The sequence below is a fragment of the Gracilibacillus suaedae genome, assembly GCF_017599345.1.
Lineage (GTDB): Bacteria > Bacillota > Bacilli > Bacillales > Amphibacillaceae > Gracilibacillus > Gracilibacillus suaedae.
In genome coordinates, this window is record NZ_JAGFVL010000040.1 from 111,398 (window position 1) to 132,817 (window position 21,420).

A 21,420-nucleotide genomic window follows, 5' to 3' on the forward strand; every position below is an offset into this window, starting at 1 on the left:
ACTTCTTTGAGAGCTAAACAAAAAAGCTAAAGCCTTTTTCAGACTTTAGCTTTTGATCATGTCCCTCACTTTCGCTACTTCTTCATCAGGAACTATGTAATAATAAATACCGTCGATCGTTGTTCCCGATCCTTGTACTTGATAGCTTGTGACATTTTTCCTTGTATCAGTATAACCATTCAGTAGTGACTTCACTGCATTAAAATCAAGACTGGTAGACATGTTATTACCCATTATGTCAATCAATTCGTTCACTTTGGTAACATTTGCTACACTGGCACCTTCATCAATTATTGCTTGTATTACATTGCGTTGGCGTTCTGTTCTTCCAAAGTCACCAGCCGGATCTTGCTTTCTCATCCTTACATATGCAAGCGTCTTTTCTCCATCCATTTCAACTGGACCTTTTGTAAATTCATATTTGTTATCATTCCACTCTATCTCATTGTCAACAGTAATCGTTCCTAGCTCGTCCACCAACTCTTGTAAGCCTTCCATATTAATACGAACAAAATAATCAATTTCAATATCCAGAAAATTTTGAACAGTTTGTACGGCCATATCAGCACCACCGAATGCATAGGCATGATTAATTTTATCCTCATTACCCCTACCGACAATCAGTGTACGAGTATCTCGTGGAATACTAATTAATTGCATCTCATCTTTTTCTGGCTTTAATGATAATACCATTAAAGCATCAGATCGACCTGAATCATTCCCGCGCTGATCCACTCCTAATAACAATATGTTTAAAGGTTCAGCATTTTCCGTTTTCTCTTTAACTTTTTCCATGTCGATCGATTCTACCGGATCATGCATTTTAGTATTGAATGTATCCTCCACATTATTCACAACCGACCAAACATAACCACCCACCGCTAAAATAATAACGAACAGAATAATAAGGGGGGTTAATATCCACCATTTTTTTGATTTTCTTCGATTTGATCTTGTCTCCACTCTCAATCAACATCCTATCTGATTTTCTAAATGATCTTCCATCATTATAGCACAATAAGACCACAAAAAGGAAACTCCTTTTGCATTTTTATGGCAATATATCTCATTTTTTGTATAAGTATGTCAAAGAAATTGATTAATCAGACACAGTGATTAACGGAAATAATATTACTTTAACGTTAAGTTGTTTATTAATAATAATTTTTTATATCATTATAAAAAAGATCACAAAATGGAAGGGGAATATGGTCTGGCATATAATTTTACGATGGCCGGAATGAGCTAATCACAAAAGATGTAATCTCACAATTAGAAAAGAATGCTACTATTCAATTAAACTATCAAAACACAACTGTCACTATTCCTGTCCAACTTTTACAATCGTATATTGTTCTACCAAAAAACAGATTTTTATAGCTAACCTCGAATACTTGCATTCCGATAGCAAAAGGCAGATAATGATAACAGGAAGTTTTTCAAAAATGGAAGGAACGTGTCAAAATGGGGTCTACTCATGAATTTTCAGTAAGAGAAGAAATTGCTAATTCTATTACTCATGGAATTGGAATGGCGTTAAGTATTGCCGGGTTAGTTATTTTGATCGTCTATTCATCACTATACGGTACAGTATGGCATATCGTTAGTTTTACTTTATTTGGCGTTACAATGGTACTCCTCTACACATCCTCTACTCTGTTGCACAGTCTCCGAAAAGGGAAAGCAAAAAATGTCTTTGAAATATTGGATCATTCATCGATCTATTTCTTTATCGCCGGTTCCTATACTCCCTTCTTATTAGTTGTTATTCGCGGATGGGAAGGTTGGACATTATTCGGCGTTATTTGGGGACTTGCGATTGGCGGAACTATATTTAAAGCCTTCTTCGTTAAAAAGTTTTTATATTTTTCCACGATACTGTATGTATTGATGGGCTGGCTTATTGTATTTGCTTGGCAGCCACTGGTAGAAAATATGCATCCTAACGGTCTCAAACTTTTAGTTATCGGTGGTGTATTATACACGGTTGGTGCTATTTTTTATGTATGGCGTGGGTTTAATTATCACCATGCATTATGGCATTTATTTGTTTTAGCAGGATCAATTGCTCACTTTTTCGCTGTTTTGTTATATGTATTGCCTATTCAATAATATGAAAGAAGCTCCAGTAAATGGTGCTTCTTTTTTTATCTATATGTGTGCATTTGATCACATCATTTCCATAACAGGAGCGATACAATATCATTAACACCTTGTTAAGGAGGTACTATATTGACTCGACAACCACCGTTTTTTAAACCTAGAGACTATCATAAAGACCCTTTTATTGTTATATGGGAAGTTACACGTGCTTGTGCATTGAAATGTCTTCACTGCAGAGCTGATGCACAATATCACCGTGATCCCCGCGAATTAAATTTTAATGAGGCAAAGCAATTAATTGATCAAATCCAGTCTATGAATAACCCGCTTCTCGTATTTACTGGTGGTGACCCACTGGAACGTGAGGATTTACTGGATATTGTCCAATATGCTGTCAAAAAAGGCGTTCGAGTCTCCATGACACCATCCGCTACCCCTAATGTAACTAAAGAAGTGATGCAAAAAGCGAAAGAAGTCGGATTATCTCGTTGGGCATTCAGTATTGATGGTCCAAACAAAGAGGTACATGATTTCTTCCGGGGCACAACTGGCTCCTTTAACCGTACAATTGAAGCTATTAACTATTTACACGAACTTGGGATGCCACTGCAAATTAATACCGTCATTTCTCAATATAATATCGATTACTTAGAAGAAATGAGAGCATTAATGGAACAATTAAATGTCGTGCTCTGGAGCGTATTCTTTCTTGTACCTGTTGGGCGTGGACAGGATAAAGATATGATTTCACCAGTTGAACATGAGAAAGTATTCCGCTGGTTATACCAAGTATCAAAGACAGCAAGTTTTGATATTAAAACAACTGCTGCACAACATTATCGCCGTGTTGTGCTTCAGCAAAAAGCAAGAGAACAAAAAATCGAAAAAGATGATATCGCATTTCAGAATGTCTTATCAGAAGGTGCAACAGGTACAGTGGATGGATTAGGACGAGCGCCCAAAGGTGTCAATGACGGGAATGGTTTTATTTTTATTTCTCATATTGGAGATGTCTATCCAAGTGGTCTACTCCCTGTCAAAGTAGGAAATGTCCGTTTGCAATCATTACCTGAAATTTATCGGGAATCACCTATTTTAAAACAGTTACGCGATCCAGATCAATATAAAGGAAAATGTGGCATTTGTGAGTTCCGTCATGTATGTGGAGGGTCTCGTTCTCGAGCTTATGCAGCAACTGGAGATTATTTGCAAAGTGAGCCGTATTGCGTCTATATACCTCGGGCGATGCGGAAGAAGGATAAACAAGGTAATTTTTTATAGATTATTCATGATTTCAGCAATGTCATATCTCATCACTATCAAATTTGTTTTCATCACGTTACTAATCGTCTGTAAGCCCTCCACTTCAAACTTCAAGTAACACGAGGATAGTTTAGGGTTAACAAAAGAGTTCCACTAATGCTTAGTAGGGGCAAAACCCCCCCACTGAGATCTGTGATAAGGCGGAAAAGGAGTAGAAAAGTCGTGAACACAATCACGGCTTTTTTCTTTTACTATTGATTCATTTTGCTAATTAAATCTCACAACATTTTCATCAGTTAAAGCACTCCACTGTTCACCATTACTCTTAGATAGCATATTTTCCCCTGTCTCTTTGCTAACTATTAAGAGAAAACTGAATGCCATATCGCTAGTTGCATCAGGCATCTTTTTTCAAAACACCTATTCCAGCTAATATTACTTTTGCATCATTAGTTAAAAAATTTAATGCTTCTTTTTCCATAAAAAGATTAGGCTTTTCTTTTATGACTAACTTAATACCTCTAACGTCGAATTGTTCAGCATACACGTTGACAGCTCTAATCGAAGCTAATTCTTTCTTATCCAAACTTCTATAACCAGATTCCTGACGCTTGATCATAAAACTTAAGATCTCCCGAGCGTTATGATTTAATAAGTGCCTTTTTTCTTTTAATATTTCAAGGTTATCCTCTATATAACGTCTGGATGTCACTAAGTCAAGATTCTCTGTAGCATGATTGATACTTTTTATAAGTTCACTGAATCTCATATCCATCCTCCTGATTTAAATTCAAGATAACTATATCATATATAGGTATTTTCAACCATATTTTTGTTGAAATTAATCTTTTTTTGTCGAAAAACATCTCTTAACCTAGCAATTTCAACCCGACTACCGCCAATATAATTAAAGATAAGAAAAAAATTCTCTTTGCACTTTTAGATTCATTGTAAAATAAAATCCCAACAATAGCTCCGCCTGCAGCACCAATTCCGGTCCATATCGCATACCCCATGCTCATCGGAATGGTTTCTAAGGCTTTAGACAAGAACAAAAAACTGAAAGCAAAACCTGCAATCATAAAACTAAATGGTGTCTTTGATTTTTGTCTATGCCACTGATTCATCATGATTACTGCTAACATTTCAAATAAACCTGCTATAATTAAAAGTATCCAAGCCATTAGTTACTTTCCTCCTTTGGTTCCGATGTCGATTTTAGGCCAATAACACCGATCAACAGCAGCAAAATTAGTGCAATTTTAGCAAGACTAAGTTCTTCATTAAAAAAGAAAGCTCCAGCAACTACCGTCCCAACTGTTCCTAAACCTACAAAAACGGCATAAACCGTTCCGACTGCAATCTTTTCTCCAGCCATAATTAGAAAATAAAAACTAATAATAATGGCGATAACTGTACCAATCCACTCCAAAATATGATCGGAGTGTGTTAAGCCAATTACCCATAAAACTTCAAATACTGCAGCGATTATCACTTTTAGCCATTCTTTTAACATAGCAACTTCCTCCTTACTTTTTTCACGAAAGAATATTTTGATGTGCAGTAAAACTGCCTTTCATAAGAACAAATTCCACCCCAAAGTGTACTCAAAAAAAAGCCTAGGAGAATGAATCTCCCAGGCTTTTATCCCTCCGTGTCACAGTAGTTACTGTGTGTTTTCTCTCGGACCAGTCCAACTTGTGTTGCGGAACCCTAGAAAACAATTACCCTATTTTATTGTTAATTATTGTATCATCTTTTGATTTCTTTTTCTAACAATTACTAATAATCCGATCCCTAATCCTAACAATAATCCACTTGCTAACAACCAATTAAAGATGTTAGTTGCAGTGTCTGGTAAATCAATACCTCCTTTTGATTCTTCATCAGCCGCTAATACACCATAAGTTGAGAAGTGATCTACTGTTGTAGTTACGACACCATCGCTTACGTCACCACCAATAAGCTCCCAACTATTAGTTGCTTCATTATAATAATAAATCGCTACATTTTCCGCATTTTCGTCATGTCCCATGATTAATTGGAATTCACCAGTATAATTTTCAAAACCTTCTGGGAAAGTAAATTCAAACGTATATACATCCCCCGCAACTTTAAGGTCTCCTAAGTTTTGAGGCTGTGCTTTTTCAACAACTAAAGTCGTTCCTTCCGGTAAATCGCTTGGTAAAATCACTTTAGTTGGTGTATCGGCAATAGCGATTAGCATATCTGCAGCTACTTCTATTTCTTCACCTACTTCAACTTTCATTTCTTTCGTGTCATTTCTTGATTTATTATTATCTTTATTCTCATCTTCTGGGGTTTCCGTTCCTTCACTATCACCATCTTGTTCAGATTCATTACCAGGTGATTTATGATCATCTCCAGGATTATCTGGTTTTTCACCAGGCTTTTCGTCAGACCCGTCACCTGGTTCTTTATCTGAATCCTCATCTGGATCTTTATCTGGTTCTTCTATCGGATCTAACGCATATGGATCCCAGCCTTTTAATACATTTTGTACGGTCCAGTCGGCAGCTTCTTCATCTGTTAACTGTCTACGTGAATCATTGATTACTGCTCCTGGTCCTTTATTTTTATACTCATATAAACGTGCATCTTCAGGCTGTAAGCCACTCATTGATGTCCAGCCTTCTGGTTTGATATGCTCACCAAGTTTACTTTCCATGATGACAACACTGCCAATTGCATCCGGGTTGCCACCAGCTGGCCATGGCCTGCCTAAATATACAGTTTCTGCAGGTGCATCACTCGTAAATTTACTGTCGACAAATAACATGCCGTGTTCTTCTGAAATTAATGTACTGGCTGCGGTTACATAACCATTATTAGAGTCTGAGCCTCGATCCAATGAATGAATAACAGAATCTTCAATGACAATACTTGCGCCGCCAAAAATAAAGTCAACATCCCCTTCGATATAGACATCCCCATAATACTGCGTACCAGAATGAGCATATAACGTATCTTGATTTCCGATAAAACGGACATCATTGAAATATTGACGATCACCACTGGCATATACTGCTACAGCCTGTTTCCCTTCGACATCAGCACTTTCATCAAAGGAATTTTCCAATGTTAGATTTTCGATACGAAGATCATCAGCCCGTAGATAGACACTGGCACTGCCACTTGTCCCAAGCGTTCCACCTACACCATTGTCACGACCAGCATAATTATCATACGTAATGATCGTATCGTTTTTGCTTTCACCTAATAAAGTAATAAATGGTTTATTCGTTGGAATAGTGACTACTTCTTTGTACGTACCATCTTTAATAAAAATGGTGACAGGATTACGATTGTTTTCCGGAACTGCGTCAATTGCAGCTTGAACAGTCTCATAATCTCCTGATCCATCCTGTGCAACAACTAAATGACTTTCGATCTCATTCATTTCTTTTGTTTGTCCTTCCAATACTTTAATATCATCTTGTACTAATGTTCTGCCATTTACATCAACAGAGTCGGTACCTGTTACTTGAACAAATACTTTATCCGTATAGTCTCCTGTCGTTTGCATAATTTCCAACAGCTGTGTTGCCCAATGGCCTCCCCAGGAATAACCGTCTCTTCTTTCCGCTTCTATTTCCATGATATCATGTTTTATCACACCATCACGGCCAGAGAATATCGGTTTATTCGTACCGATTTCATAGAAACGGTACCACGCAGTTGAATTCGAATCTTCTACAAAGTATTCATTGTTAGGATCACCGCTGACATATCTGGTATTTTCCAATTTCACTTCATCAAACCATTCTAACGCTGCTAATACAGCTTCATTAATTTCCTCGGTCTGTGGTTGAGACATTAAATAACGAATAATCCCGACTGACTCAGATCCTGAGATGGAAGGATGCTCATATGAACGAGCTTCTCTTGGTTCATACGTATATGGATCATGCTGTGCACACCAAGCAGTTAATTTACCATCCACTTCAATCTGTGCATTTAAAATATAGTCAACAGCTAATTCAATCGACTCCTGTGATTTGATTACATACTCTTCACTGACCAGATCAGAATCAAATGGATAACGTTGTTCTGCCACTAAATCCAATAATTCCAATACATTAATCATTGCTTCATCATTGAAGGTTACGTAGTCAGAGTAGTTGCCCCGTTCAGGATAAACCTGTGCAAAGCCTCCTGTTTCATACTGGAGCTTGAATAAAAACTCTAAACCTTTTTCGATGCTTTCCTTATATTTAGGATCTTTCGTTTCTTGATACACCTCTGCTAAATATTGCAGCTCTGAAATGGTCGCACCATTATCAATCGTACCTAATTCAACACCATCTTCTACCCACTCTGATCGTGATTCTTCACCATCCCAAGGACGAGTATAAATGTGTGACCAGTTTTTCGTCCATCCACCGTGATCCATTTGCCATGTTAATAGATTATCTGCTTCTTCTACAGCCGTATCTAAATCACCGGAGAATCTTGTTTCCTCAAATTCGACTGGATACTCAGCATACTCGTTCCATTCGTCTAAACTATGCATCACAATAACTGTTTGACCAAATTGGTTAGTAGCCGTTGCCGCCTTGTCCATATTTAAATTTGTAAATCCTGGTGCTAAAAGCTCCCATCTTCTCGTCGGAGCTACTACCTCAAGATCAGTTGGTGTAAATTCTTCAAAGTAGCCGTTTAATGTAACAACAAGTAGATTGTTAGAAACAGCGTGTACACCAGCAATATCGATGGTTTCACTTTCATTTTCCCCTTCTACTAATGCTACTAAATCTTTTGCTTCACCCCACGTTACTTGTTCACTTTCTGACTCAGTAGTTTGATCAGATACTGACTGTATAATTTGTACCGCTTCAGCACCTGTAATTGTCTCATCTGGGTTAACATGATTATCACGCACTAAGTGATTGGCATACCCTAATCCTTGAGCAGTCTCTAAGACATAGGAGTACCATTCTTCCGTAGATGTTTCCCAAACAGCTTCTTGCTTACTCAATCCTTTAAATTTTTCTTCATGAATATAACCTAAAGCCTGATTCACTAATGCAAAAAATTCTATTCTGGTAATTGCTTCGTCATTCGCTGGAAGTTCGTTCACTACGATGCCTAATTCTTTTAGTTTTTTCAATTCAACTCCACTAACCACTTCTTCTATATCAACTGCTTCGACTTCTATTGGATTTTCGTTGTCTGCATCTGATTTATTATGCACACGCAAATGGTCAATGTTTGCTCCACCGCTTGGTCCGACTCCAGTAGCCCGAATCGTATTATCACCGGCCTGTAGTACTGCCTTCGCAGACGTATACTCCCAATTCGCCCAGTCACCTGTCGGATCAAATGCAAGTGCTTCTTCGACTACTTCACCATTGACTTGAATTTCTGCTGGACGCTGATCTGTACCACCGTGTCCATAACGGAAGTCTAAGAAATACTCTCCTTCTACCGGAACATTGACTGTCCACTCCACCCAGCTTCCAGGAGCGTTAGGACTATAATCGATAAAACCGTCTCCAGTAAAACCGACATGTTTATTATCAATTATCACTGTATCCTCTTCTAATTCCGCTTCTTCCGCTTCATATATCTCATCATATTCCATAAAAACACGTAAGTGATCAATGTTCGCTCCACCACTTGAACCGACACCTGTTGCACGAATAACATTCTCGCCTTCTGTTAATGCTGCTTTTGTAGAAGTTTGTTCCCATGCTGTCCAATCACCTGTCGGGTCAAAAGCTAACTCTTCTTCTACTACTTCACCATTCACCTCGATTTCAGCAGGACGAAGATCTGTACCACCATGAGCGTAACGGAAATCTAATGTATACTCCCCATCTGCAGGCACATCCACTACCCATTCGATCCAGCCACCTGGAGCATTCGGAACATAATCAACAAAGCCTGTACCGGTAAAACCAGCATGTTTGTTATCAATAATCGCATCATTAAAATTTGCATCTTCCGCTTCATAAATATTTCCACCAACAGGTCCTGATGGTTCTTCTGGTTCCTGTGGCTCTTCTTCCTCCGGTTCTTGATAAAGATCACCTGAAATTTTTAAGTCATCAATATGGTGTCCATCTGTTCCACTGTTAGGAGTGAAGCTTTCCACAAAATTAACTTTTTCTGCCGGTTGATTAAGCTCAGCCTCTTCATGCACTAGCTCATCATCAATATAAACATTGGCATGCTGAGCGTCCAAATCAATCTCCACTGTCACTTTATACCAAGTTTCTTCTTCTACTTCTACTAACGGATGATATTGATCACCTGTGCGATATGTTATAGACCCATCTTTTGTTTCAATTATTACCGGTGTACTATCACCTTTTATCCTCATCACTTTGGTTGAGCTGGTATAGTTTGGCTGCATAAATAACACTTCAAATGTCGCTACACCGCCAAGATCCTCCACTGATTTACTTAAAATAACATTTATATCATCACTTGTATCATCAAGGAATACACTCTTATTCTCCTCAGACGGCACATCGACTACCGTTACGGTTCCTCCACCTTCTGATCCATCAACATTTGCAGGAACCTCACCTGTTACATCATCATTAAAATCTGTTTCAAAAACAAAGTCTGCTTCCGGTGTTTCCGGTGGCAGTTCTACTTCCTCTAATTGTGAAATACGAAGATCATCAATATAATGTCCCAATTCTTTACTTCCAGGAGTAAATGATTCCATATAATTGATTTTGGATGCATCCTCGTAAAATGCTGCCCCTTCTACTTTTAACTCATCATTGACATAAGTATCAACTGTTTTTTCTATTAAATCTACTTCAACTTTTAGGTCATACCATTGATTCTCTTGCACCTCAACTAAATTTTCATAAGAATCATCACTGTTTCGGTAGCCAATATAGCCATCATTCGTTTCAATAATGACCGAGGTACCGTCACCTTTAAGACGCATGACTTTTGATGAACTTGTATAAGTTGGCTGCATAAATTTCATCTCGATCGTTACTTGTTTATCCAAGTCATCAAATGATTTAGAGACTAATACATCATCACTCTCACTAGTGTCATTCAGATATACACTTTTATTTTCTGCATCAGGTAACGCTTCAACTGTGACTTCTCCCCCAGCTGCAGATACATCTAAATTTACTGGTGCTGTACCTGTTTCATCATCATTAAAATCATCCTCAAAGATAACAACGTTGTTAAAATCAGACTCAGCTTGTACCAGCGTGACTGGCATTGTAGAAAATACAGTCGTAAACGTTAACATAAAAATAAGGAATACGTTGATTGCTTTTTTACCATTCATCCATGAATCTCCCTTCTCTTAATTAGTAGCATGACATTTAGTACAGGAAATAATTCCCTCCTTCCCCTGTTATGCTTGATTACGGAATTGCTTAGGAGTTACATGTTGATATTTCTTAAAGCATCTTATAAAGTTAGATGCTGTTGAAAAACCAATTCGGGAAGCTATTTCTGCAATAGGTATGCTAGTTTGCCTCAGTAATTTCTTCGCTTCATACATTCTTCTTTGTAATATATATTGATGAATCGTCATACCAAACTCTTTTTTAAAAAAGTGACACAAATAATATTTATTAAAGTGTAACTTGCCGGCAAGATCCTCTAATTGCCAATTGGTATTCCAAAGACTGTTGATTTCTTTTAAAATCCTTTCTTGTGTACGAACTGGATTTGCCGCTGATTCTTGAAAAGTTCGCTCCTTTGAAGTTTGTAATGATCGACAGAAAAAGAGCAATAATTCTGATATATAAAGGATTAATGCATGTTGATGTTGCCAATTATTCGGGGACATATCTTCTTGTAATAGTTGACGAATAATATGATGAAAATTATCATATCCACGTTCTTCTATTTGCAAAAAGAAATGTGGTGTAGGCTGTTGATTTAATAGGCGTTTAAATGCTTGAAAGATCGGCTGTTCATAGCAAAATAAATCATCCTGAAACATGATCATCACGCGATCATATGCTTGATTATCTGGTAAATTTACCTTATGTAGCTTCTCACTATTAAACAAAAAAACATGACCTCTCTTCAAATGAAATACTCTTTCTTCAAAAATAAATTGTGCTTCTCCATTTCTCACCCATACGATTTCATAGCCTCGATGAGAGTGAAAATCTTTTGGTGTATGGTTATCCACCTTATGTTGGATCGTAAATGCTGGCATGTCCTGTTGTTTTTGCACGGTTTCTAGTTTCTCTATTAACACTCTTTCACCTCCGTCAATAATAGAAAACGTTTTCATTTTGTATTATAGCATAAATATTACCTATTCAAATAACGAAATATTGTTGAAAAAATATTCCGGGATTGCTATAACAAAAATGGCTAGAAATAATTTCTAGCCATTCTGTTGATAGGTAGTATCTTTCTGTCTTTGTAGATACCAATGCTGAAAGGTTTTGGCAAAATCTAGCGGTACATCATTGATAGTTTCAATTCGCGCTGGTATAGAACGATTCATCGTTGAAATAGAAGCGAGCTTGAAAAATCTCTGTAGTATCGATTGCGAATAACTTATTTCGATGACCCGTCTCCTTTTCGTAATAAACATTCTACTTGTTAATCCGCCATGCCACCATTGCAATTGGTCTTCCGAGATTAAATATTTCGTATGTAGATAATCGAGTATTCTATTCATAATAACGATCAATAATAACAACAGCGACAATAACCACCAAGCTGCATCAATTTGAAAAATAGTTGGCTTAAAATAAAATAGACCAGCTGTTACTACTATCCAAAACCAACTCGGTTTTAGTAATTTCATATATAAAGAAATCTTTGTTAATCGATTCATAGATTCCTCTACATAATAGTCTGGTAATAGTTCTTCCATTAATTGATAGGCTCGATTAATCGGCAGAAAAGGATATAACGAATTAACACTAACGACATAATCTTCCGCTTGAGTATTGGCAGAACTGATTAGTTTCACTTCCGCTAATCCAAAAATGCGTTTAAGTAATGTTTGTTCGATTTCTAACCCTTGTATCTTCTGTTTTTCTATTGCAAAATGTGTCTCATCTAATAAACCTCTCTCAATATAGATATGAGTAGCACTAGATGAAATGCGATATTTCCCATAACGAGAAAATGTTCTGATAATACCGATGATTATTGCAATCACAACGCCAACGACACTTAACATGATAATTAACCATCTGCTATTAATAATTTGATAGAATACACCTTGATAATGATCCGAATCAGGTAATAACGGACCAATAATATCATACAAACCCGTCACAATCGGTATAATTGCTAAAAAACTCAAAGAAGTAAAGCTTGCTTTTAGTAAATCCAGATTGGTAGGCTCAAAATGTGTAACAAGATCTGTTTCCACTTTATTTTCTGCTTCATTTACTTCCTGCTCTTGTTGAGTTTGTTCTGATTCTTTTTCTGATTCTTTCTCGTCCAACTTGGACATGTGACTTTCCTCTATATTGACTAATTCTAATAAAAAGGCAGCATGTTGATTCGAAACCACTTGAAAGGTAATTGCGTCATCATCACCATCCATCGCCGTCTCAAATGTAAGGGAAGTCAGACCAAACAGCTTGTGAAAAAGCGTAGTATGTCTAGTTACATTTTGAATTTTTGAAAAAGGAATCGTGCTTGTATGTTTGACAAAAAGACCTTTTTTGAGTTGAAAGGTACGATCATCCCACTCATATGTTTCCACAAACCAACTTACCACAATATAGATCAACCGTAATAGAACACCGGCAACAAACAGATAACGGCCATATTCGAACAACCAAAAGTCTGAATTTCTTTTCACAACAAATAATAGAATTCCCAGTATTAAACTATTTTTTATTAATTGATAAATTCGATATAAAATGGTTAAAGGATGGTATCTCATCATTCATCCACTTCCTTTAGCTTAGCAAGTTCAGCAATCTTCGCACGTAATTCCAGGGCAACTTGTTCTTCTAGAGCAGGGATAACGTGTGAAGACCCCATTGTCTCGACTTTAATTGAACGCAATTGATACACCCGCATAATGGGTCCTTGGCTAGTAGATACAGATTGGATTTTGGACATCGGAACGGTAACCCATTCTTTATTTATCACACCATAGCTTAATTGTAGATATTCATTGCTTATCTGATAACGCCAACTTCGATAGAGGTAATGAGGCTCAATGAACGACCAGATCGTACCAGCAACAGCAAATAGTAGAACAGCTATCAAGATCCAATTAGCCCATATTGGCCAGCCAAAGTAATAATCTAACCAAAATAATACTGCCAGCACGATAAGGCCAATGATATTACCTATCGTTTCAGATATGATTCGGGCTTTAGGAAACTTAGATGATAATCGATGTTCTAATTCATTCATACGGCAACATCCTTTGTTCTCATTTTCGGTTTGGACCTGAACGAAAGATAAACTACTATTTTCATCAACCTTTCTAATGGACCTTGTGTAAATCGTTCCATATACCATTTACTAAAAAACACTTGTAGTATAAAGATGACAATCCCTAGAAAAATAGCAAACCATACTCCTAAACGAGCAAATAATCCTATCCCATACCCGTAAAAAATAAAAGTACAGATCACGGTCTGTAGGATATAATTGGTAAGTGACAGTTTCCCGACTTGCTCAAACGCATATACAATCACACTTTTTTGACAAACGGTATACAAATAGGCAAACAAGAAAATGTATCCGACAGCCAAAACAATTCCACCGACCTCACTAAAAGCGATCATTTCTGAGAAATATGGGATAAGCTTCAGCAGTAACCCAATCGGTATCAGCCAGAAAAATGCCTGTTTATATCTATTTTTATTTTTTTCAAAATGATGGAGCCATTCTTTTTTGCCAGCATAAATACCTAGTAAAAAAATCGGTAAAAACACTACCGGGGTCAGCAATAAAATGAACAATGCCTCGATTTCTCCAATTTCTAACGGATCTTCATTATTACGATGGTGTTGGATTTCATGGTAAGTACCAGTTTGATAAATCGGCAATGTCTCTTCTAAGTAATTATTAATAGTCGTGTCACTATAAAGTGCATGTTCTTCTTCTGAACCGACAGGAATATTCATTAATAGCAGAAGTCCGAAGAGAATAGCAAACCAAACGAAAATAGTCTTAGCTTTTCTCTTTACCAAAAATAATAATAAAAGTCCTATTAAACCGTAAGCTAATAAAATATCCCCTTCCCACAAATAATAGCTGTGCAAATAGCCAAATACCATCAACATCAAAAACCTTCTCAACAAATACCTTTTGACCGGTAATCCCTTGTTTTCCAAATTGTTCGTCATTAAAACAAGTGAATAGCCGAAAATAAAAGCAAAAATCGGCATAAATGACCCTTCAATAAAAAGGTGAGTAGCATGAAACCCTAGCATATCAATGGCTGACAAATCAAAAAAGCCAATTTCATCTTTTCCATAGATTCCGTATTGGAAGATTAGTAGATTGGCTAGTAAAATGCCAAACAAACTAAAGCCTCTTATTGCATCAATTAGTGAAATTCTCTGTGATCGTACCATTCTTGTAGCTCCTTTTCGTCTGAATCCATAATTTTCTATTTCACTATAACGGATTAATTATGTAATTTCAATATTTTTTTATTGTTTTTCGATAATTTTTTGTTGTATAATAAAGTGAGACTATGGTCAGTGGGGGGGCAACCTTCACTGATCATGAGGGAAACTTGTCAGGATGTTAGTGTCTATTATCTCCCACTTTACTTCCTTGTGAAGCTTGAAGTGGGTGTCCGTGATAAATGAGACATCCTGTTAACTGAGGAGAGTACATAATGAATACAAAAATTTTATTTAAAGTAACATACCTGATATGCCGAACTTTATTCGTTCTAATTATTCCTATAGGATTATTCAGTGTTCTATATCATATTGCATTTTTATTTTTCCCAGATTCCGGATTTGCTGAATCCTTTGGTGAGTTCGAACCGACTATTAGCTATTTAGCGATTGAATTTGAAACACAACCTGATATTTTTATAAACACTGACTTGAAATTTTTATCTTTTATTTGTGAGATAAGTTTATTTATACTTGTATTAGGGGTTTTACGAATCGGTGATAAACTTTTTAAAAATATTTATAAAGAGAGTTTATTTATGATGGACAATGTTAAACTCTTTTATATGATGGGCATATTCATTCTCAGCTTTGGAACTATTTTCTTTTATACGGAAGGTCTTATCTTTAACAAAACCATCGAAGCTTTACATATTACCAATGCTACCATTGGATTTTCCAATTTGTCTTATATCGATACCATTTTCACTGGTATTGCTTGCCTGTTAATAGGGGCTGCATTGAAGGTGGCTGTAAAAGCAGTAGAAGAGAACAAATATACAATTTAAAGTGGGCGATTCAATGATTAGAATAAAATTAGATGTGATGATGGCAGAACGAAAAATGTCTTTAAATGAATTATCAGAAAAAGTCGGCATCACAAAAGCCAACCTATCGATTCTAAAAAATGAGAAAGGAAAAGCAATTCGTTTCAGCACTTTGGATGCTTTATGCAAAGCACTAGATTGTCAGCCGGGTGACTTAATGGAATATATAGATGAGTAGTGCTTTGTGCTATAAGAAAAAAGACATCATTTTACTCACGTATGGGATTTGACTCTTAGTTTGAGGTTGGCACTAATCGTTACTCAATATCTTGAAAAATGCTAAGTGGATCTACGATTGTTTTAGTGGCCATTTTGAAATATATCAATCACATAACCGCCACTCCGGCTGCCCACTTCCCTTTCCATGGGGGTTGTCCTTCAGCTAACTTTTTTGAGCAAAAACCGCTCAAAAAAGTGGATCTTCAGGTCAAACAATTCTCACAGGAGTGGAAGTGGGCGGCCTTCGCTTTAATCATGGCAGTTTTTCTTTTCTTTATTTAATCATTAGAGATTTTTCTTTTTTGTTGTCTGATAACAACAATGGCCATTCCTATTAATAACAAACAACCACCTATAAGTAAGAATGTATACATATTTGTTGCTGTATCAGGTAACTTATTGTTACTCTTTTCTTCCTTAGGAGCTGAATCTGATTGTTCTTTGTCATCAGAGTCCTTTTCATCAGCAATTGGAGAATTATTATCTCCCTCTTTTCCATCTGATACATTTTTATTTCCATCCGTGTCTTCTTCTCCCACAGCTAAAGCCGCTGAATCCAATACTGTAAATATACTGAAATGATCTGTCTCTGCGGAAATCCAATTATCAATTAGTGTGCCACCGACCTGATCCCACTTTCCGTCTTCCTGATTCCAATGATAAACAGAAGCACTTTCATTTGTTTCAGCTAATTGAAAGGATAGTGTCACTGGTGTCTCGAAATTAGAAACCAGTTGATCACCTTGTGTAAATTCAAGCTGATAAATGTTTGTCAGTGTAGATTGACTGTTTTCGAACTCATTCTGATCTAATGTTTCAATCAACAAAGAAAGGGGTGCTTCATCAGTGAATGGTTCAGCATTAAACGTTACAATAATATCTCCTTGTTCTGTTGTAACGGTAATACTCTTATCCTTTAATTGCTGTACTTGCTCCTGTGTAAAACTAATTTCATTCACTTCTCCATTATCCTCAGGAACAACCAGATTCAATGTAGCATTTTCATCTAAATCAGCAATATCTGTTTCAACCATAAAGGTATTATCAGTTGGTTTCAATTGCTCACTTACAGTGGCTAATAGTCTTTTGACAAACACCGTATAATTTGTAACAGATCCATCTTCTGCAATAACTTCCACATGAATTTCATTGTTACCTTCCGCTAGTGCAACTGATTCAGATGGATCTTTTCCATTGACAAGCACATGAGCATCATCTGATTGTGTGAAGCCTGAGAATTGGAGTTCATCTACTTCGTTTGGAACTTCTAATTGATATTCGAACTGTTCTGGTGAAAATGAAGGATTTAACTCACCAGCATCTACCGTTAATTCACTTAAAAAAGAATTAGAGGATTCTCCTAGTTCATAAGCTGCAATAGTACCACTCACTTCATGGGCAGCTAAAAGAATTGGCTCTCCTGTTGGGCTATCGTCGTCTTGAATAAAGGTTAAACCTTCAGGTGCAACATCACCACTTTCTTCCGTTACATCCTGATCAAGTCCTTGAAATAAACGGGAAGTGAAATAACTATCAAAGCTTGGTGAAGTTGGATTGGTCATATCATATACCATGATACCACCTTGTCGCTCTAATCCTGTAAAAGCATAAGTCTTTCCATTTACTTCACCGGTTATCACACTTTCTGGTTCTACACCTTTATCATCACTTCTTGATTCGAATGTATCTTCATCATTGTTGCTATGGAAGTAGTCAGGTTCAAATTTTTCAATTATGTCTTCAAACTCTGATCCACTGTCATAAACTAATTCTAATGTTTCTGTATCCCATACAGAGAATGAACGTCCTCCATAACCATAGATTGCTTCATATTTTCCGTCTGCATTTGTTGGATGAGAAGTAGAAGTCTTCAATCTGCCTAATTGCTCATCATCAAATAGGCCTTCTTTGACCATTTTGTCCAATTCTTCTTGATCATACCCTTGGTAAAGATCTGCATTTAATTGATACTCATCCTCCAAGTCCTTCACACGTTTTTCCTCTGAGAAACCATCCCAATCTTGAGCATCCCCTTCATTTGCTGTTAACAAATAATTTTTACCATTGATCTCCACTATATCCATTCCGTCCGGTTGATAGATTGATAATACCGGCCAATTACGAATATTGATCTCATCATCTTTATCTGATGCGTCTAATTTGTTTTCAGGTAAAGAAAAGTCCTTATACCCTAAACTTTTTACTGTAAGAAATTCTCCTGATTCGATGTCCAATTTTGCAATTGCATTAGATTCCTGCAGCACCACATAGCCATATTGACTTACATCATCTACGACGACATATTCTGGCTCCAAGTCTTGTGCATAAGAACTTTCAGGATGTACTTTTCTAACACCTTCCTCGATTATCTCATCTGAAAAAGTTGCCGTCGTCACTGTTAAATTGTCACCTTTATTTACACCATTAGAAACATCAATGATTGATACCGTGCCTTCCGGATTTACTGAATAATCTTCACTAGGCTCACCCTCATTTGCTACTAATACATTATTGCCATCAGGTGTAATCGTAACCATATCTGGTAAGGCACCAACTTCAACTGATGTTAATATCTCACCCTCTGTTGACATAAAAACAACATGTCCATTTTCCACTTTATTTGTAGCTGGGACAGATACAGCGATAAAATTACTATCTGGTGCAATAGCTACACTCGTTAAGTCTCCTGCATCAACACCAAAATCACTGAGCTGAATCCTTTTCTCTAACTGCATGTCCGTTTGACCCTCGGCAAGTCTCGACAAATCAATAATATCGAGCGTTTCTTCATATCCATTCACTGAGTAGGCTAAATATGTATTCGGATCATATGCAACGATTTCTGTTCCACCTTCATCAATTGGTACTTCACTGGTATAACGACCTAGCAGTTCCACAGCTAACGAGTCTTCACTTTCTGAATGATAGGTAACTTCTGAAGATGCGGCAGTCATGATCGGATTTACTGGTAGAAGAAAAGAAATAAATAGAATAGCAAGCGCAAATTTTTTCATCATTCCACTCCTTTTTCCATATTCTCCTGCCATTCTACTTCTTTATCATTAATGAAATATGTTAATCATGTTAATAGTTTGTAAAAATTATGCTTGTATCCATTCATGTCTCATTTTTACATGAAAATAGCACTTATTTTTGATGTATTCGCTAAAAAACTGATGTGATAGATTTATACATAAGAAAGCGCTTTCTAATCTATTTTTGGAGGAATTAATATTGAAGAAAAAATTCACTTTAACTATGCTTATCTTTGTTGTTCTGCTTAGCATTACTTCCATCACTACATTCGCAGAAGAAACCCCCACCGAAGAAATCAATATCCAGACATATGCCGAAAACATGCAGCCAGGTTGGAATCTTGGTAACACGTATGACGCTGTTGGTGAAGATGAAACAGCCTGGGGAAACCCTTTTGTTACAAAAGATCTAATTAAAAAAATCGCGGATGAAGGATTTAAAAGTATACGCATTCCGATCACATTTGATCAACGAATGGCAGAAAGTGGCGACTATCAAATTGATGAAGATTTTTTAATTCGCGTTGATCAGACCGTACAATGGGCTTTGGAAGAAGATTTATACGTGATGATTAATATTCATCATGATTCATGGATTTGGATAGAATCTGGAATGCAAGAAAATCATGATCAAACGGTAGAACGTTTTAATGCTATTTGGACACAACTAGCAGATCGTTTTAAAGATGATTCAACGAAACTAATGTTTGAAAGCATCAATGAACCTAGATTTTTGGGAACCGAGGAAGAGAGCCAGCAATACTTAGACGAATTAAATACTCACTTTTATCAAATTGTTAGAGAATCTGGCGGGAATAATGATATTCGACCATTAGTGTTACCTACTCTTGATACCGGATCAGAACCTGAAAAAATTACTGCTTTATATAATTTCATCAACAGCTTGGAAGACCCCAATATTATTGCAACTGTTCATTATTACGGTTTTTGGCCATTTAGTGTCAATATTGCTGGTTATACACGATTTGAACAAGATACAAAAGAGGATATCCACGCTACATTTGATCGTGTGCATGATACCTTTACGGCTAACGGGATTCCAACAGTTATTGGTGAATATGGACTACTTGGCTTTGACGTAGATACAGGTGTTATCCAACAAGGCGAAAAATTGAAATTCTTTGAATATATGCTTCATTATGCCCAGGAAAAAGATCTGGTTCATATGCTTTGGGATAACGGCCAACACTTAGACCGTGATACATTGGAATGGTCAGATCAGCAATTTTTTAATATGGTACAAACGAGTTGGCATACTAGATCTGCAGTTCCCAACGATAACTTTATTTACTTAAAAGAGTCAGAGGAAATTACAGATAAACCAATCACGTTTGAACTGCATGGCAATAATTTTGAAGAAATTTATCTGGCTGATCAACTATTGGAAGAAGGGGGCGATTATCAAATCGAAGCAAATACAATCACTTTCTCTAAAGAATTATTAAGCTCTCTTATAACGGAAAATGATCTTGGTACAGTTACTACTCTAACGGTAACATTCACTGGTGGTGTCGATTGGGATATTGAGGTAGAAGTCTATCAAACACCTGAATTGGAAGAGACAGAAGGAACAACATCAGAGTTTCTGATTCCTACTCGTTTTAACGGTGATCAATTAGCAACAATGGAAGCATATTATCAAGACGGATCTTTTGCAGGCCCACAGAATTGGACAGCTTTTAAGGAATTTGGTTATGCTTTTGCCCCTGATTATGAAGAAGGATTTATCGAATTAAAGGATTCCTTTTTTAATGAAGTAGAGGATGGAGAAGTTGACCTCACCTTCCACTTCTGGAGTGGTGAAACAATTGACTATACAGTTGTCAAAGATGGGGAAAGTGTTACTACATTATTAGAAGAAGAACCAGTTGAAGAAGAGCCAATCGAGGAAGGGGTAGAAGAGGATGACCATACACAAGAGGAATCAGTCGAAGAGGAGGAAACCACAGTTGACGAAGAAAGCAAATCAACTGATTCGACAGACGATTCCAATCAAGAAGATACGTTCACTGCTGAATCTGAAGAAAATAATACCAAATCAGAAGATACAACTGATCCATATCTAGCACCTGACCATGATGAAAACAACCGCTTACCTGATACAGCTACTGCTCAATTTAATTATATGGGTATTGGTTTAGGCCTGGTATTAATCGGGGTTGGAAGTTTGACTTGGTATCGTAAGACAAAAGTTAAATAAGAAAAACCGGCAAACCCACCCGGTCCTGTTCGAAGTAGTTATTTTGACATGATTAATAGTCGTAACAACCCGCTTCGGCTTGCTCACTTCGCTTTCCAGGGGGCGTGTCTTCAGCTAACTTTGCAAAGAAGATCGCTTTGCAAAGTGGATCTTCAGATCACGCT

General features: G+C 36.8%; 15 protein-coding genes and 1 riboswitch. Of the genes, 5 read left to right on the forward strand and 10 right to left on the reverse strand.

The genetic code is table 11. The annotated features are described in order from the left end of the window. Nucleotides 1-45: 45 nt before the first annotated feature. Complete coding sequence (locus J5J03_RS12140; protein WP_208589851.1) at nucleotides 46-963, reverse strand: LCP family glycopolymer transferase; 918 nt, start codon at nucleotides 961-963, stop codon at nucleotides 46-48. Nucleotides 964-1,464: 501 nt separating this feature from the next. On the opposite strand from J5J03_RS12140, the gene trhA reads away from it, so the two are divergent. Together trhA and J5J03_RS12150 are read left to right on the forward strand one after the other, a co-directional pair. Then, a complete protein-coding gene (trhA, locus tag J5J03_RS12145; protein WP_208589853.1) occupies nucleotides 1,465-2,112 on the forward strand; it encodes a PAQR family membrane homeostasis protein TrhA in 648 nt (215 codons plus the stop codon). A 120-nt stretch (nucleotides 2,113-2,232) separates the two neighbouring features. Continuing rightward, entirely contained in the window at nucleotides 2,233-3,384 is a 1,152-nt protein-coding gene (locus J5J03_RS12150; protein WP_208589855.1) for a TIGR04053 family radical SAM/SPASM domain-containing protein, read from the forward strand. Nucleotides 3,385-3,763: 379 nt separating this feature from the next. On the opposite strand, the gene J5J03_RS12155 is transcribed toward J5J03_RS12150, so the two are convergent. From J5J03_RS12155 to J5J03_RS12190, 8 genes are all read right to left on the reverse strand, one after another. After that, nucleotides 3,764-4,135: a hypothetical protein gene (locus tag J5J03_RS12155; RefSeq protein WP_208589856.1), complete on the reverse strand. Its 372-nt coding sequence runs from the start codon at nucleotides 4,133-4,135 to the stop codon at nucleotides 3,764-3,766. 100 nt (nucleotides 4,136-4,235) lie between these two features. Next, nucleotides 4,236-4,550, reverse strand: a complete 315-nt coding sequence (locus J5J03_RS12160) for a DMT family transporter (protein WP_208589857.1) — start codon at nucleotides 4,548-4,550, stop codon at nucleotides 4,236-4,238. Next, nucleotides 4,550-4,882: a DMT family transporter gene (locus tag J5J03_RS12165; protein ID WP_208589858.1), complete on the reverse strand. Its 333-nt coding sequence runs from the start codon at nucleotides 4,880-4,882 to the stop codon at nucleotides 4,550-4,552. Before J5J03_RS12165 ends, J5J03_RS12160 begins: the two co-directional genes overlap by 1 nt. 115 nt (nucleotides 4,883-4,997) lie before the next feature. After that, a riboswitch (guanidine-I (ykkC/yxkD leader) is annotated at nucleotides 4,998-5,094 on the reverse strand. Between the two features lie 16 nt (nucleotides 5,095-5,110). Further along, nucleotides 5,111-10,657: a pectate lyase gene (gene pelA / locus J5J03_RS12170; protein ID WP_208589859.1), complete on the reverse strand. Its 5,547-nt coding sequence runs from the start codon at nucleotides 10,655-10,657 to the stop codon at nucleotides 5,111-5,113. 69 nt (nucleotides 10,658-10,726) lie between these two features. Then, nucleotides 10,727-11,587 (reverse strand): helix-turn-helix transcriptional regulator, encoded by an 861-nt coding sequence (locus J5J03_RS12175; RefSeq protein ID WP_208589861.1) that lies wholly within the window; start codon nucleotides 11,585-11,587, stop codon nucleotides 10,727-10,729. Between the two features lie 132 nt (nucleotides 11,588-11,719). Next, on the reverse strand, nucleotides 11,720-13,249 hold the full coding sequence (locus J5J03_RS12180; RefSeq protein ID WP_208589863.1) for a PH domain-containing protein: 1,530 nt from the start codon (nucleotides 13,247-13,249) through the stop codon (nucleotides 11,720-11,722). Next, nucleotides 13,246-13,728, reverse strand: coding sequence for a PH domain-containing protein (locus J5J03_RS12185; protein ID WP_208589864.1), 483 nt, complete (start codon nucleotides 13,726-13,728; stop codon nucleotides 13,246-13,248). Before J5J03_RS12185 ends, J5J03_RS12180 begins: the two co-directional genes overlap by 4 nt. Further along, nucleotides 13,725-14,900 carry a DUF418 domain-containing protein gene (locus J5J03_RS12190; protein ID WP_208589866.1) on the reverse strand — a complete coding sequence of 392 codons (1,176 nt, stop codon included), beginning with the start codon at nucleotides 14,898-14,900 and terminating at the stop codon, nucleotides 13,725-13,727. Before J5J03_RS12190 ends, J5J03_RS12185 begins: the two co-directional genes overlap by 4 nt. A gap of 269 nt (nucleotides 14,901-15,169) precedes the next feature. Between J5J03_RS12190 and J5J03_RS12195 the strand changes: the two genes are divergently transcribed. Both J5J03_RS12195 and J5J03_RS12200 read left to right on the forward strand, forming a co-directional pair. After that, on the forward strand, nucleotides 15,170-15,742 hold the full coding sequence (locus J5J03_RS12195; RefSeq protein WP_208589868.1) for a hypothetical protein: 573 nt from the start codon (nucleotides 15,170-15,172) through the stop codon (nucleotides 15,740-15,742). Between the two features lie 13 nt (nucleotides 15,743-15,755). After that, nucleotides 15,756-15,959 (forward strand): helix-turn-helix domain-containing protein, encoded by a 204-nt coding sequence (locus J5J03_RS12200; protein ID WP_208589870.1) that lies wholly within the window; start codon nucleotides 15,756-15,758, stop codon nucleotides 15,957-15,959. Between the two features lie 319 nt (nucleotides 15,960-16,278). On the opposite strand, the gene J5J03_RS12205 is transcribed toward J5J03_RS12200, so the two are convergent. Further along, the gene (locus tag J5J03_RS12205) at nucleotides 16,279-19,014 is read right to left on the reverse strand and encodes a choice-of-anchor I family protein (protein ID WP_208589872.1); all 2,736 of its coding nucleotides are present in this window, start codon (nucleotides 19,012-19,014) and stop codon (nucleotides 16,279-16,281) included. Nucleotides 19,015-19,234: 220 nt separating this feature from the next. Between J5J03_RS12205 and J5J03_RS12210 the strand changes: the two genes are divergently transcribed. Then, nucleotides 19,235-21,256, forward strand: a complete 2,022-nt coding sequence (locus J5J03_RS12210; RefSeq protein ID WP_208589873.1) for a cellulase family glycosylhydrolase — start codon at nucleotides 19,235-19,237, stop codon at nucleotides 21,254-21,256. The last annotated feature ends 164 nt before the right edge of the window (nucleotides 21,257-21,420 follow it).